The 12,931-nt window shown below is 56.4% G+C and carries 13 protein-coding genes; 6 read left to right on the top strand and 7 right to left on the bottom strand.

Features of this window, described 5'->3' with window-relative positions; genetic code table 11:
- Positions 1 to 30 precede the first annotated feature (30 nt).
- Genes ntrC through dusB form a run of 3 tightly spaced genes read right to left on the bottom strand, consistent with a single transcriptional unit; the run spans position 31 to position 3,555 of the window.
- Positions 31 to 1,488, bottom strand: coding sequence for a nitrogen regulation protein NR(I) (gene ntrC, locus K0O24_RS12650; RefSeq protein WP_219893089.1), 1,458 nt, complete (start codon positions 1,486 to 1,488; stop codon positions 31 to 33).
- Entirely contained in the window at positions 1,485 to 2,555 is a 1,071-nt protein-coding gene (locus K0O24_RS12645) for a two-component system sensor histidine kinase NtrB (protein ID WP_219893088.1), read from the bottom strand. Before K0O24_RS12645 ends, ntrC begins: the two co-directional genes overlap by 4 nt.
- A 1-nt stretch (position 2,556) precedes the next feature.
- Positions 2,557 to 3,555, bottom strand: coding sequence for a tRNA dihydrouridine synthase DusB (gene dusB, locus K0O24_RS12640; protein ID WP_219893087.1), 999 nt, complete (start codon positions 3,553 to 3,555; stop codon positions 2,557 to 2,559).
- A 94-nt stretch (positions 3,556 to 3,649) separates the two neighbouring features.
- Here dusB and K0O24_RS12635 point away from each other — a divergent pair, with 94 nt between their 5' ends.
- From K0O24_RS12635 to K0O24_RS12625, 3 genes are read left to right on the top strand one after another with little or no spacing between them, the layout of a single operon-like run.
- Positions 3,650 to 4,780 carry a bifunctional 2-C-methyl-D-erythritol 4-phosphate cytidylyltransferase/2-C-methyl-D-erythritol 2,4-cyclodiphosphate synthase gene (locus K0O24_RS12635; RefSeq protein ID WP_219893086.1) on the top strand — a complete coding sequence of 377 codons (1,131 nt, stop codon included), beginning with the start codon at positions 3,650 to 3,652 and terminating at the stop codon, positions 4,778 to 4,780.
- A 1-nt stretch (position 4,781) separates the two neighbouring features.
- Positions 4,782 to 5,303 carry a hypothetical protein gene (locus K0O24_RS12630; RefSeq protein WP_219893085.1) on the top strand — a complete coding sequence of 174 codons (522 nt, stop codon included), beginning with the start codon at positions 4,782 to 4,784 and terminating at the stop codon, positions 5,301 to 5,303.
- Between the two features lie 4 nt (positions 5,304 to 5,307).
- On the top strand, positions 5,308 to 5,808 hold the full coding sequence (locus tag K0O24_RS12625) for a CinA family protein (RefSeq protein ID WP_219893084.1): 501 nt from the start codon (positions 5,308 to 5,310) through the stop codon (positions 5,806 to 5,808).
- On the opposite strand, the gene K0O24_RS12620 is transcribed toward K0O24_RS12625, so the two are convergent.
- Positions 5,769 to 6,230 carry a type II toxin-antitoxin system RatA family toxin gene (locus K0O24_RS12620; RefSeq protein ID WP_219893083.1) on the bottom strand — a complete coding sequence of 154 codons (462 nt, stop codon included), beginning with the start codon at positions 6,228 to 6,230 and terminating at the stop codon, positions 5,769 to 5,771. The genes K0O24_RS12625 and K0O24_RS12620 overlap by 40 nt on opposite strands.
- The gene (lipA, locus tag K0O24_RS12615) at positions 6,217 to 7,146 is read right to left on the bottom strand and encodes a lipoyl synthase (protein WP_219893082.1); all 930 of its coding nucleotides are present in this window, start codon (positions 7,144 to 7,146) and stop codon (positions 6,217 to 6,219) included. Before lipA ends, K0O24_RS12620 begins: the two co-directional genes overlap by 14 nt.
- Positions 7,147 to 7,211: 65 nt before the next feature.
- On the opposite strand from lipA, the gene K0O24_RS12610 reads away from it, so the two are divergent.
- Complete coding sequence (locus K0O24_RS12610; protein WP_219893081.1) at positions 7,212 to 7,850, top strand: carbonic anhydrase; 639 nt, start codon at positions 7,212 to 7,214, stop codon at positions 7,848 to 7,850.
- A 2-nt stretch (positions 7,851 to 7,852) separates the two neighbouring features.
- Here the strand turns inward: K0O24_RS12610 and K0O24_RS12605 are convergent, their stop codons facing one another.
- Positions 7,853 to 8,737, bottom strand: a complete 885-nt coding sequence (locus K0O24_RS12605; RefSeq protein WP_246610998.1) for an SAM-dependent methyltransferase — start codon at positions 8,735 to 8,737, stop codon at positions 7,853 to 7,855.
- Here K0O24_RS12605 and K0O24_RS12600 point away from each other — a divergent pair.
- Entirely contained in the window at positions 8,721 to 10,397 is a 1,677-nt protein-coding gene (locus K0O24_RS12600) for an NAD(P)/FAD-dependent oxidoreductase (RefSeq protein WP_246610997.1), read from the top strand. The two genes, K0O24_RS12605 and K0O24_RS12600, sit on opposite strands and share 17 nt — an antisense overlap.
- A complete protein-coding gene (locus K0O24_RS12595) occupies positions 10,394 to 11,158 on the top strand; it encodes a DUF1365 domain-containing protein (protein WP_246610996.1) in 765 nt (254 codons plus the stop codon). Before K0O24_RS12600 ends, K0O24_RS12595 begins: the two co-directional genes overlap by 4 nt.
- On the opposite strand, the gene ettA is transcribed toward K0O24_RS12595, so the two are convergent.
- Complete coding sequence (gene ettA / locus K0O24_RS12590; protein ID WP_219893079.1) at positions 11,155 to 12,834, bottom strand: energy-dependent translational throttle protein EttA; 1,680 nt, start codon at positions 12,832 to 12,834, stop codon at positions 11,155 to 11,157. The genes K0O24_RS12595 and ettA overlap by 4 nt on opposite strands.
- Positions 12,835 to 12,931 lie beyond the last annotated feature (97 nt).

Raw genomic sequence — 12,931 nt, 5'->3', positions numbered from 1 at the left:
TTGGCGCTAAAACTGCAAGTCGTCCAAGGTTCACACCTTCCCGCCGCGTCCAAGTGCGGGATCAATGCCGAGGTCGACCAGTTTCTTGCGAAGCGTATTGCGGTTGATACCAAGCAACTTTGCTGCCCGGATCTGGTTACCGCGCACAGCAAGCATTGTGGCTCGAAGCAGCGGCCGCTCAACGGTTTCCAACAGACGCTGGTGCAGCCCATCGGGTGGCAAAGTCTTCTGATGTCGCGCAAAATAGTTCGACAGATACTGTTCCATCGCAAGTGCAAGGCCTTCGTCTGCAAAATGTGCTTCGGGCATCGCCGGAGCCAGATCTTGCGTCGCGTCGAGTTGCTGTTCGACAAGGCTGGCGGATATTACATCATGGCGCGAAAGTACCGCCAGCCGCCGCATGAGATTTTCAAGCTCGCGCACATTGCCGGGCCAGTCATGTGCCAGGAGGCGTGCGCTGCCGCTCTCATCCAGTCGCTTGCGCGGTAGGCCTTCCTTTGCTGCAATTTCAAGAAAATGGCGCGCGAGCAAGGCAACATCCTGACCGCGCTGCCTGAGCGGAGGCAACGTAATCGGAATAACGTTCAGCCGATAATACAGGTCTTCGCGAAACGCTCCTTCCGCAATCAGTTCAGGCAGGTTCTTGTGCGTGGCGGCAATGATCCGCACGTCTGCCTTGATCGGTCGGTTGCCGCCGACCATTGTAAACTCTCCGGACTGAAGGACGCGCAAGAGCCTGGTCTGGGCGTCCATTGGCATATCCCCGATCTCATCGAGGAAAAGACTGCCGCCAGCAGCCTGCTCAAATCGGCCCGCCATGCGGGTTTGAGCTCCTGTGAAGGCGCCGCGCTCATGCCCGAACAGATCTGCCTCAATCAATTCACGAGGAATGGCTGCCATGTTCACTGCGACAAAGGGCTTGAGCTTGCGAGGACCCAGATCGTGGATTGCCCTGGCGACAAGCTCCTTCCCCGTGCCGGATTCGCCGAGGATCAAGACGGAAAGGTCGTTTGGCACCACACGTGCAATTGTCCGGTAAACATCCTGCATCGCCGAAGATCGGCCAATAAGAGGAAGCCCTCCATTATCTTCGGGTGTTTGAGCTGACGCAGATTGAGCCTGTGTCCGCCGCAGCCCGTCTCGAACGGCCCTGCAGAGCTCATCAAGATCAAATGGCTTCGGGAGATACTCGAAAGCCCCCTGCTCTGTCGCTCGCACAGCGGTGGAAAGCGTATTTTGTGCTGACAAGACTATGATCGGCAAATGAGGCCAACGTTCAAGAAGCATAGGGACATTGTCCAGACCATTGCCATCTGGAAGAATGACATCCGTAATGAGAATGTCCGGGGTAAATGTCTCAAGCTGCTGCGTCTGTTCCGCCACGCTGCCTGCAGCGACAACCATATGCCCTTCGCGGCGCAATGCTTCCGAAACGACCGTACGGATGGCTTCATCATCATCTACAAGCAAGATGCGGCCCATTGTCATGCTTTTTGACTTTCTGCCCGTTGCAGCAGGAGGCGGAACACCGTCATTTCTGGAAATCCCTCGCGTGAATACTGGATGATGCCGCCCATGTCCCGGATAAGCTTGTCAGCGATCGCCAAGCCGAGCCCGCGTCCTGATTTCTTGGTGGAAACGAACGGGTCAAACATGTCGTCGGCCAGTTCCGGCGGCGCTCCCGGGCCATCATCGATCACACACAGTTCGATAGGTAGCGAACGCCTCCGCTTGCCCGCGTCACCTGCCAGCGAAACGCCTTGTCGATAGGCAGTCCTGATACGGACAGTGCGCGTTTCGCCTTCAGATGCCGTTTCGGCCGCGTTCTTGAGGAGATTGAGGAGGATCTGAACAAGGGAGTCCCGGTGAACCAGAACCGGAGGCAAAGACGGATCATAGCTATCGACAATCCTGAGTGCGGAACCGAAGCCACTTTGCGCAACCTGACGGACATGATCGATGATTTCATGAATGTTATCGGGCGCAGGCGTCCGTGGCCGCGTATCTGTAAACCCTTCCATTTGGTCGAGTAGCGCTGCAATCCGGTCGACTTCCGTGCGGATCAATCGCGTCATCCTTGCATCGTCTGCGCTCGCCTTGCTCTCAAGCAATTGGGCTGCTCCGCGAATTCCGGACAAGGGATTCTTGATTTCATGGGCCAGCATGGCTGCGACACCAATAGCACTGCGTGTGCCTCCGGCGCGTTCAAGCCGGTTGCCCATGCGATAGGCGGCCGCAGCAGCATGAATGGAAACAAGGCGCCATCCCGGCCAGTCTGCAAAGGGCGTCGCAACAAAGTCAGCCCGGAAGTTTGTTCCACGCGTGGTCATCAGATCGACTTCATAAGCCGCAAATGGCCCGATAGCTGCGGCATCAAATCCGGGCGGAACATTGAGGATCGCCGCAAGTCGTTGCCCAACCAAGTGAGAGGCGCTGATGTTCAGCACCGCTTCGCCCGCAGCATTCACCTCTGCAATGCGTCCGTCAGGGTCAATCACAAGGACAGCGGTCTGCAGCGCGACTAGGACATCGGACGCGTCAGGTTTACTTTTCATGTCACGCTGCAGCGCGGCTCAGCCAAGGCGTATAAAATCTTTCAAGTTCCTGGAGAACGACTCGTGACTCTCCGATTTGATTGATCCGGTTTCGGAATTCGGCCGATCCAGTCAGCCCCTTTGTGTACCAACCGATGTGTTTGCGCGCCATATTGACGCCTGTCACTTCACCATAATGTTCAAGCATTGCAGTGTAATGCTCTGTAATCAGGTGATATTGTTGCTCGACTGAAGGATCGGCTGGCACAACTCGGCCCGTGAGCGCCGCCATGACTTGCGATAACAACCAGGGTTTTCCATAGGCGCCGCGTCCAATCATTACGCCGTCAGCGCCGGATTGTTCGAGTGCCTGATGCGCATCGGCAACCGAGCAGATATCTCCGTTGACAATAACCGGGATCGAAACCGCCTGCTTCACTGTACGAACAAAAGCCCAATCCGCGGAATCGCGGTACATCTGGCAACGCGTGCGGCCATGGACAGTGATCAGCTGCGCGCCAAGATCTTCGGCAATATGAGCCAATTCCGGGGCATTGAGGCTGTTATGGTCCCATCCCATCCGCATCTTGACGGTAACAGGCACACTCACGGCCTTTACGGTCGCTTCGATGATTTCGGCTGCGAGCGGCAAATCCCGCATCAACGCAGATCCGGCATCGCCATTGACAACTTTCTTGACGGGGCAACCCATGTTGATGTCAATGATCGCGGCACCTCGATCCTGGTTCAATTTGGCAGCATCGGCCATTTCAGCTGGGGCACATCCCGCGAGTTGCATCGAAACCGGCTCTTCGACGCTATCCCAAGCTGCTTTTTGGAGCGATTGGCGCGTTTCGCGTATCATCGCCTGGCTTGCGATCATTTCAGTCACGTTCAAACCAGAACCAAAACGCCGCACGAGCGTGCGAAAGGGCATGTCCGTCACACCCGTCATGGGCGCAAGGATCACCGGAGCCTCGATCTTGATCGGGCCGATCGATATTGGCTTCAAAGACTGCATATTCTGCCTAAAAATTCAGCACTTCTCTATCCATTTTCATGCTGCAACGCAACACCCCTTCCGCCAGGCTCCCGACAAAGCTAAGGGCCCGCCCATGAGCATAGCTGCCCTCATTGTTGCTGCTGGCAAAGGCGATCGCGCCGGAGGCGCGGTCCCGAAGCAGTTTGCTCCGCTTGGCGGCAAGGCCGTGCTGGCTCATTCCGTCGACGCGTTTCTTGCCCACCCGGATATCGATGTGACATGTGTGGTGATCGGCGAAAACCAGCAGGACCTTGCTCGACACGCATTGGGGGATCGGGCGGTGGCCGCAATCGTGATTGGCGGTGCTGAGCGGCAAGATTCGGTCCGTGCCGGACTTTCAGCCCTTGCCAGTCATGGCGTTTCAAAAGTTCTGATACATGACGCGGCTCGCCCATTTCTGTCCGCGGAAGTCATTAATCGTCTTATCGCTGCGCTCGACAAGTCCGCAGGTGTCGTGCCTGCCCTTCCCGTGGTCGATACGCTCGCGCACGGTCACGGGACACTTGGCGATACCGTCGATCGTTCTGGGCTAATGCGGATACAGACGCCACAAGCCTTCCGTTTTGATGCAATCATGACGTCACACAAGCACTGGAATGGCGGAATTGCTACAGATGATGCCCAAATGGCGCGAGCTGCAGGATATGAGGTTTCGATTGTGGAAGGTGACGCGGCACTAGAAAAGATTACGCATTCGCCGGATCTCTCAAGGGCTCACGAGAGCGTCGCCACGGTGCGGACAGGCCTTGGCTTTGATGTACACCGGCTCGAACGCGGCAAAGAGCTGTGGTTGTGCGGGATCAAACTGGACCATGATTTTGGTTTGGCTGGCCACTCCGATGCCGATGTCGCTCTTCACGCCGTTGTCGATGCCATACTCGGGGCAATTGGCGAAGGCGATATCGGAAGCCATTTTCCGCCAAGCGACCCGAAGTGGAAAGGCGCGGCGTCTTCCGTGTTCGTCGATCATGCGAGGGCATTGGTGGCCTCGCGCGGTGGCGTTATCGACTATGTTGACCTGACACTCATCTGCGAGGCTCCAAAGATCGGTCCCCACCGTGAAAGGATGCGGGCCCGTTTGGCCGAGATGCTGTGCATCGACATTGGGCGAACAAGTGTAAAAGCGACAACCACCGAGGGTTTGGGCTTTACAGGCCGCGGCGAAGGCATAGCGGCGCAGGCCATTGCGACAGTGAGGATGTAAAATGAGAAATTGGGTTTTGGCCGTGGCCTTGGTCGCTCTGCCTGGGCAAGCGGCCGCGCAATCCGCAAAATCATGCCTGACACCGCCGGAAGCAGAGGCGCTGGTGACCTATGCATTGCCGTCTGCCGTTCGTGCGGTGACGACCAAATGCTCTCCCCTGCTTCCCGCGACAACGGCGCTTGCGCAATCCGGGCCCGTCATTGCGGCCCGTTACCAGGTCGATGCGGACAAGGCATGGCCCGTCGCTCGCGTGGCGTTCGACAAGATGTCCGGTCTGGACCTCACGAAAACTCTTGGCGAGCCAGCCGCGCGCGGCCTAATCGACGCTGCGTTTGGAGCCGGTATGGCCGAAAAGGTCAAGCCGGGGGATTGCTCAAAGATCGATCGCCTCGTTGATATTCTGCAGCCATTGCCGACGCACAATATGGCAATGCTGATAACCACACTCATGGAACTAGGGACGGGCGACAAACAAAAGAAGCCACCCTTCAAGATGTGCGCAGCCCCGAATGGTGGAAACTGAAACCATGGACGATTGTCTTGACCCTGCATTGATTGACGAAGCCCGTCGTGTCGTAACAGCCAATCTCGCTGCAGGGCGCCGGGTCGTGGTTGCAGAAAGTTGTACCGGTGGTCTCGTGTCCGCCGCCTTGACCGCTATAGCCGGTTCCTCTGGCGTGTTTGAGGCGGGTTACATAACCTACTCAAACGAAGCCAAAATGGACATGTTGGCTGTCGATTCAAATATCCTGGAAACATTTGGTGCCGTATCGATCGCGACGGCGTGGGCCATGGCGCAGGGCGCGTTGACACGCTCTCAGGCCGATGTCGCAGTGGCTATCACAGGAATTGCCGGACCTGATGGCGGCAGCGAACAAAAGCCCGTCGGGACGGTCGTCTTCGCACGGGCTCAAAAAGGAAAAGAGTCTGAAGATGTTATCGCCGATACCCGCCAATTTGCCGACACTGGGCGGGGTGGTATCCGCCTTCAGGCGGCACTTGTCGCATTGAAGCTGCTCATGCCATAGAGTGCTTCGGCACGGCCGACGAATGCGTCTGTCATCTTGTTGAGAGCCCGTTCGAACACTTGGCCTGCAAGTGACTCAAATATTTTTGATTTGAATGCAAAGTCGACGGTAAAATCGATCGTGGACCCCCCTTCGGGAAGATCAGCAAACAACCATTGATTGTGAAGAAACTTCAAGGGACCATCAACATAGTCGACACGTATGCTTGTCGCGCGAGATTTGTGCACACGGGATGTAAAGTTTTCCCGCAAACCCTTGAACCCTACGATCAGGTCGGCAACCATTTCGGTCTCGCTGTTTGATCTGACACGCACGGCACTGACCCAAGGCAGGAATTCACCGTAGCGGCTGACATCTGCCACCAGATCGAACATTTGAGCGGCCGACCAGGGCAGGATGCGCAATTCGCTATGCCGAGGCATTTTGTCCAGCGGCGGCAAGGTTTTTTGCTCGGGCTTGCTGCATGGCTGCAAAGTCTCGATCCGCGTGATAACTGGACCGCGTAAGCGGACTCGAAGCAACAAGGAGAAAACCTTTTGCTCGCGCGATTGCCGCATAGGCATCGAAGCTTTGCGGACTCACGAAATCTGCAACTTTTGCGTGGCGTGGCGTCGGCTGGAGATATTGTCCCATAGTCAGAAAATCGACATCGGCTGAACGCATGTCATCCATAACCTGATGAACCTCCATCCGCTCTTCCCCCAAGCCAAGCATGATGCCGGATTTTGTGAAAATGGATGGATCGTGCCGCTTTACGCTTTCGAGCAGACGCAAAGAGGCATAATAGCGCGCGCCAGGCCTGATAGTCGGATATAGTCTTGGAACTGTTTCGAGGTTATGATTGTAAACGTCTGGTCTTGCAGCGATAATTGATTCAACTGCCGCCTCAGCCTTGTTGCGGAAATCGGGCGTCAATATCTCGATTGTGGTCGCGGGCGTGGTGCGTCGTAGCGCTTCGATCACCCTGACGAACTGAGAAGCGCCACCGTCTGCAAGGTCATCGCGATCGACAGACGTGACCACTATATGTTGCAGTCCGAGCTCGGCTGCAGCGACGGCCACATGCTCGGGCTCCAAAGGATCCACTGCACGTGGCATCCCCGTCTTCACATTGCAAAAAGCACAGGCGCGCGTGCATGTGTCACCGAGGATCATCACAGTGGCGTGCTTTTTTGTCCAGCATTCGCCAATGTTGGGGCACGCAGCTTCCTCACACACCGTCGCCAGATTCAGCCGACGCATCAAGGCGCGCGTTTCGGCAAAGCCAACAGAAGTGGGAGCCTTTACCCGAATCCAGTCGGGCTTTCGTTGACGCTCGTGTTTTGCAGCAATGGTCATGTCCCTGCCTTAGCGTCCAGCATGAAGACTTGCCAGCCCCAGCCCTGCTCCTTATCGCGGACACCATGACTGATTTTGCTGATTTGATCTCCGGTTATCAACGATTCCGGAAAAGCGGCTGGTCCAATCAGAGAGAGCGCTGGGCGGAACTGGCCGAAGGCCAGGCTCCCAGGATAATGGTCATAGCCTGTTCCGACAGCCGGGTTGATCCATCGACAATTTTCGATGCGTCGCCGGGTGAGATGTTTGTCGTGCGCAATGTTGCCAACCTTGTGCCGCCATTCGAGCTGGGCGGCGGACGTCATGGCGTTTCAGCAGCCCTAGAGTTCGCCGTAACGCAACTGGAAGTGTCGGAAATCCTTGTCATGGGACATGGCGCGTGCGGCGGGTGCTCTGCGGCGCTTTCGCAAAATTTCAAGAATGCAAAGCCTGGCGAAGGCGGATTTATCTCGCGCTGGATCGACATGTTGGACGATGCGCGCGCAAAAGTCGTCGACGAATACGGCACCGATCAGAGTCCTGCTGCCATTCGGGCAATGGAACACGAAGCCGTAAAGGTCAGCCTGGCCAATTTAAGGACATTTGCCTGCATTCGGGAGCGGGAAGCAACAGGTCAACTGGCATTACATGGAGCCTGGTTTGCAATCGACGGTGGCGAACTGTTTGTGCTTGATGAGGCAAAAGGCACATTTCAAATCGCTTGAGGTTACAAAGCGACGGCAGGTTTCAGGAGGTAATGACTTACTCCCCAGACACGACCTGACCGATGGCCAAACAAGCCGGCGGTCGCCAAAAAGAACAACCGCCAGCGCCTTTCCCACAGGCTCGCATCTTCGCCATAGACTGTCTTGAGGATGCGCCGGACCTCGGCAATATTTCTGTCGAAATTCGCCAGCCAATCCCTTGCGGTGCGGGCATAGTGAGTTCCGCTCCAGCGCCACTGCTCTTCAATCTCAAATTGATGCGAGACGTGCCAAAAGAGTTTTTCGCTTGGCATGATTCCTCCCGTGAAGAAGTGTCTTGCGATCCAGTCTGCCGGGTTGCGATGGTCGAAACGGTAACTCGCTGTCGCGTGCGTAAAGATATGGACAAACAGCTTGCCGTCCGGTTGGAGCCATTTTCGCGCGCGGCCAAGCAGAGCATTCCAATTGGCCATGTGTTCAAACATCTCGACAGACACGATCCTGTCGAATCTTCCTTCGATGTCGAACTCGTTCATGTCAGATGTCAGGACTATCAGGTTTGTGAAACCCCGCTGCCGCGCCACACCCTCGATATAGGCGCGTTGGGAAGAAGAGTTTGACACCGCAGTGATGCTGGCTCGCGGGAAATGCTCGGCCAAATAAAGGCTCAGGGAGCCCCAACCGCAACCAAGCTCAAGGATTTGCTGCCCGTCTCGGATTTGCGCCCGATTGACTGTCTCAGCTAGTGCTAAGTCTTCTGCCCTGGACAGCGAAACATCGTTATCCGGATAATGGCAGCAACTGTATTTCCGCCTGTGACCAAGTGTCAGGGCAAAAAATTCGGCTGGCAGTTCATAATGCTGTTCATTTGCCGAAGCAGCATGTTCGGCAATGGGCCGCATATTCATTTCCGCAGCAAAGACTCTGTCACTGCCGCGTGCCTGGGCCGCCAGGCGTTTGGACGTTCGCTCGCAGAGCAACCATATGCCGGCCCTCGTCAATGAGTCCGGTAAGGCGGTCCTTTCCACCCAGCTGACTGCACGGGCGATCAAATCGGCAGATGCAAAGCCTTTCATTTCAATCTCCATCGCAAATCTGAACTCACCATCATCCATTCCCCGCTTTTCACGGTATTGGATGCATCGAGGCCGCAATTTGTTCGCTTCGATGCAGATCGAGGCTGGTATGGATCAGGCGAACCCGTTGAGTGAGGAGCCTTTCAAGAACACAACCCGCGGCAAGCGAGAGCGCATTGCAGTGGTTGGCAGCGGCATTTCAGGGCTGAGCGCAGCGTGGATGCTCGGACGTAGCCACGATGTCGTCCTGTTTGAGAGTGACTCTCGAGCCGGCGGGCACAGTAGAACGATTGATGTGGATCTGGGCAACGGTCTGATTACTCCTGTCGATACCGGCTTTATCGTCTATAACGAGACGACTTACCCAAACCTCACACGGCTTTTTGCGCACCTCGGTGTCGAGACAAAGTCATCGGACATGTCATTTGCCGTGTCGCTTGATGACGGAGCGCTCGAATACTCGGGGAGCGAGGACCTGAAGGGCCTGTTCGCCCAACGCAGGAATCTTTTCAGGCCCAGATTCTGGTCAATGTTGCGAGACGTTTTCCGCTTCTATCGCGAGGCGCCTGCCCACGCCGGCAAGCTCGGTCTTGCAACATTGGACGAATTCCTGGCCGAACATCGTTATGGGCGCGCCTTCCGCGACGACCACCTTCTGCCGATGGCGGCTGCGATCTGGTCCATGCCGACGCCCGTTGTTCTCGATTACCCTGCCGAGGCCTTTATCCGGTTTTGCGAAAATCATGGTTTGCTCAAAATTCGCGATCGGCCGCGCTGGCGGACCGTTGCGGGCGGCAGCCGGACCTATGTCGATGCAATGCTGTCCCAATTCAGTGGTAAGGCATGCTTCGATCGTGGCGTTTCCCGGATTGTTCGCATGCACGGACAGGCTCAGGTCACTGATCTTTCCGGTCATACCGAGCTATTTGATCACGTCGTCATCGCAACCCATGCCGACCAGGCGCTTGCGATGCTTGGCGATTCATCGGACGCAGAACGTCGGCTCCTGTCTGCATTCCGCTACAGCCGCAATGTGGCAGTCTTGCATGATGACCCGGCACTGATGCCCAAACGCCGGCAGACCTGGTCGAGCTGGAATTATCTCGGTCGCCGCAGACCGGACGGCGCAACGAACGATCTTTGTGTCAGCTACTGGATGAACCGACTGCAGGGAATAGACCATCCCCGCCCGTTGATCGTCACGCTCAATCCGCGTCAGCCCGTGCGGGCAGGTAGAGTCATCGACAGCGTTGCCTTCGACCATCCCATCTTCGACAATGCCGCCCTCGCCGCGCAAAAGGCTCTCTGGCCACTCCAGGGTGATCGCAACACCTGGTATTGCGGGGCATATTTCGGAGCAGGTTTTCATGAAGACGGCTTGCAGGCAGGGCTAGCCGTTGCAGAAGCGCTGGGTGCGCGGCGGCCCTGGTTGCTCGCCAACCCTTCGGACCGGCTTCACATTTCAATGGCGCCGCTGGGTTTGGCCGCTTGATCGGTTCGGCCCTCTATACGGGCATCGTTGTGCACCAGCGGTTTCGGCCAAAGCCGCACCGACTCCGCTACCGTATGGCACAACTGTTTTTCGACGTGGATGAACTGGATGGACTCGCTGGCCGGATGCGGCTGTTCTCGCGCAACCGATTCAACCTTATTGCATTTCATGACCACGACTATGGCGATCGCACAGGTCGCGACCTGCGCGAACAGGTGGAGGCGCTGCTCTTGAAGACGGGGATCGATTTTGATGGCGGCCCGGTACGCCTGCTGACCATGCCGCGCATTCTGGGCCATGTTTTCAACCCGATTTCGACTTGGTTCTGCTATGCACGCAATGGCGGCCTCAGGGCAACGATCTATGAAGTGACCAATACTTTCGGAGAACGACATTTTTATGTGATCCGCGCGGATATGGACGCCGGTGTCGTACACCAAAGCTGCCACAAGGCACTCTACGTCTCACCCTTCATGGACATGGACATGCACTACGAATTTGCACTGAGGCCTCCTGGCAATGCAGTGAGCCTCACTGTGACCGGAAGTGACCAAGGCAGCAAACTGATCGTCGCAAGTTTCGTCGGCAAGCGCCGACCCCTTGATGACAGTGCACTGCTTGGCCTCTTGCTTGGTTTGCCTCTGCTTACGCTGCGCGTCGTGGCAGGCATCCATTTGGAGGCCCTCAAACTCTGGCTTAAGGGCGTTAAGGTGAGGCGGCACCCAGAACCGCCTCAAACGACCGTCACGCTTGGGCGCTAGCGAGTCAGCTTCTTGTAAGCCAGTCTTGTCGGTCGATCCGCGGCGTCGCCCAGTCTGCGCCGCTTGTCTTCCTCATAGCTGTCAAAATTTCCTTCGAACCATTCGACATGGCTGTCCCCTTCAAACGCAAGAATGTGCGTTGCAAGACGGTCGAGGAAGAAGCGATCATGGCTGATCACAACTGCGCACCCGGCGAATTCTTCCAATGCCTCTTCCAGGGCACGTAGCGTTTCGACGTCGAGGTCATTGGTGGGTTCGTCGAGCAAAAGGACATTGCCACCAGCCGCCAGCATCTTGGCCATATGGACACGATTGCGTTCACCGCCCGAAAGCTGACCGACTTTCTTTTGCTGATCGGTGCCCTTGAAATTGAATGCACCGACATAGGCACGGGTGTTCACTTCGTGCTTGCCGAAGTAGAAACGCTCGTTACCGCCGGAGACTTCCTCCCAGACGTTCTTTTTCGGGTCCAGGGCGTCACGCGATTGGTCGACGTAGCCCAAACGCACTGTTTCTCCGATATCGATTGTGCCGCCGTCGGGTTGTTCCTGGCCGGTGATAAGTTTGAAAAGAGTCGATTTGCCCGCCCCGTTTGGACCGATCACACCTACAATGCCGCCCGGAGGCAAAGTGAAGCTCAGGTCTTCGAACAAGAGCTTATCACCATAAGCCTTGGTGAGATTCTTCGCTTCGATGACCTTTCCACCAAGCCGTTCCGGAATCTGGATCAGGATTTGCGCAGCGCCAGGTCGGCGATCCGCCTGTCGTTCCACGAGTTCATCGAATGCCCGAATACGAGCTTTTGATTTAGTTTGCCGAGCCTTGGGCGATTGCCGAATCCACTTGAGTTCTTCCTGAATTGCCTTTTGTCGACTCTGATCCTCGCGATCTTCCTGTTCAAGGCGCTTGCCCTGCGCTTCAAGCCAAGCCGAATAATTGCCTTCAAACGGGATGCCTCGGCCTCGATCGATTTCAAGGACCCAGCCCACGACATTGTCGAGAAAGTAGCGATCATGGGTGACGAGGATGACGTTACCCGCATAGTCGATCAGATGCTTTTCAAGCCATTGCACGCTTTCAGCATCAAGATGGTTGGTCGGTTCATCGAGAAGCAGAATTTCCGGCTTTTCCAAGAGCAGCCTGCACAGGGCCACACGGCGGCGCTCACCGCCAGAAAGATTTTCCACTCCAGCCTCGCCGGGTGGGCAACGCAAGGCTTCCATCGCGATCTCGAGCTGGTTGTCGAGCGTCCACCCGTCTACTGCATCGATCTTTTCCTGAAGAGTGCCCATTTCTTCCATCAAGGCGTCAAAATCCGCATCCTCAGGCGGATCACCCATGATCATCGAAATTTCGTTGAAGCGATCCATCATGTCGGCGACTTCGCGCACGCCGTCCATGACGTTTTCCTTGACCGTCTTGCTCGGATCCAATTGTGGTTCCTGCGCCAGGTAGCCGACACGAATACCCTCACCTGCCCAAGCCTCGCCTGAATAGTCCTTGTCGATCCCCGCCATGATTTTCATGAGGGTGGACTTGCCCGCGCCATTGACACCAATGATCGCGATCTTGGTGCCCGGCAAGAACTGCAGGTGGATATTGTTGAGCACTGGCTTGGGCGCGCCGGGGAAGGTCTTGGTCAGGCCTTTCATGACATAGGAGTATTGGACGGCCATTGGTCGGTCTTTCAGGACGAGGAATAGTGGATTTGGCGGCTCACTAGCGAAGTGCCATGGCATTGGCAAACGCCCGCCAAGGCGTTAGCCAGCAGGA

The organism is Aquisediminimonas profunda (assembly GCF_019443285.1).
GTDB lineage: Bacteria > Pseudomonadota > Alphaproteobacteria > Sphingomonadales > Sphingomonadaceae > Aquisediminimonas > Aquisediminimonas profunda.
Note: the sequence above shows the minus strand (reverse complement) of the source record. Positions and strands in the feature narration are given on the sequence as shown.

Coding starts and splice junctions, on each gene's coding strand:
- ntrC (WP_219893089.1), bottom strand. CDS start 1,488: ATGACAATGGGCCGCATCTTGCTTGTAGATGATGATGAAGCCATCCGT.
- K0O24_RS12645 (WP_219893088.1), bottom strand. CDS start 2,555: ATGAAAAGTAAACCTGACGCGTCCGATGTCCTAGTCGCGCTGCAGACC.
- dusB (WP_219893087.1), bottom strand. CDS start 3,555: ATGCAGTCTTTGAAGCCAATATCGATCGGCCCGATCAAGATCGAGGCT.
- K0O24_RS12635 (WP_219893086.1), top strand. CDS start 3,650: ATGAGCATAGCTGCCCTCATTGTTGCTGCTGGCAAAGGCGATCGCGCC.
- K0O24_RS12630 (WP_219893085.1), top strand. CDS start 4,782: ATGAGAAATTGGGTTTTGGCCGTGGCCTTGGTCGCTCTGCCTGGGCAA.
- K0O24_RS12625 (WP_219893084.1), top strand. CDS start 5,308: ATGGACGATTGTCTTGACCCTGCATTGATTGACGAAGCCCGTCGTGTC.
- K0O24_RS12620 (WP_219893083.1), bottom strand. CDS start 6,230: ATGCCTCGGCATAGCGAATTGCGCATCCTGCCCTGGTCGGCCGCTCAA.
- lipA (WP_219893082.1), bottom strand. CDS start 7,146: ATGACCATTGCTGCAAAACACGAGCGTCAACGAAAGCCCGACTGGATT.
- K0O24_RS12610 (WP_219893081.1), top strand. CDS start 7,212: ATGACTGATTTTGCTGATTTGATCTCCGGTTATCAACGATTCCGGAAA.
- K0O24_RS12600 (WP_246610997.1), top strand. CDS start 8,721: ATGGGCCGCATATTCATTTCCGCAGCAAAGACTCTGTCACTGCCGCGT.
- K0O24_RS12605 (WP_246610998.1), bottom strand. CDS start 8,737: ATGAATATGCGGCCCATTGCCGAACATGCTGCTTCGGCAAATGAACAG.
- ettA (WP_219893079.1), bottom strand. CDS start 12,834: ATGGCCGTCCAATACTCCTATGTCATGAAAGGCCTGACCAAGACCTTC.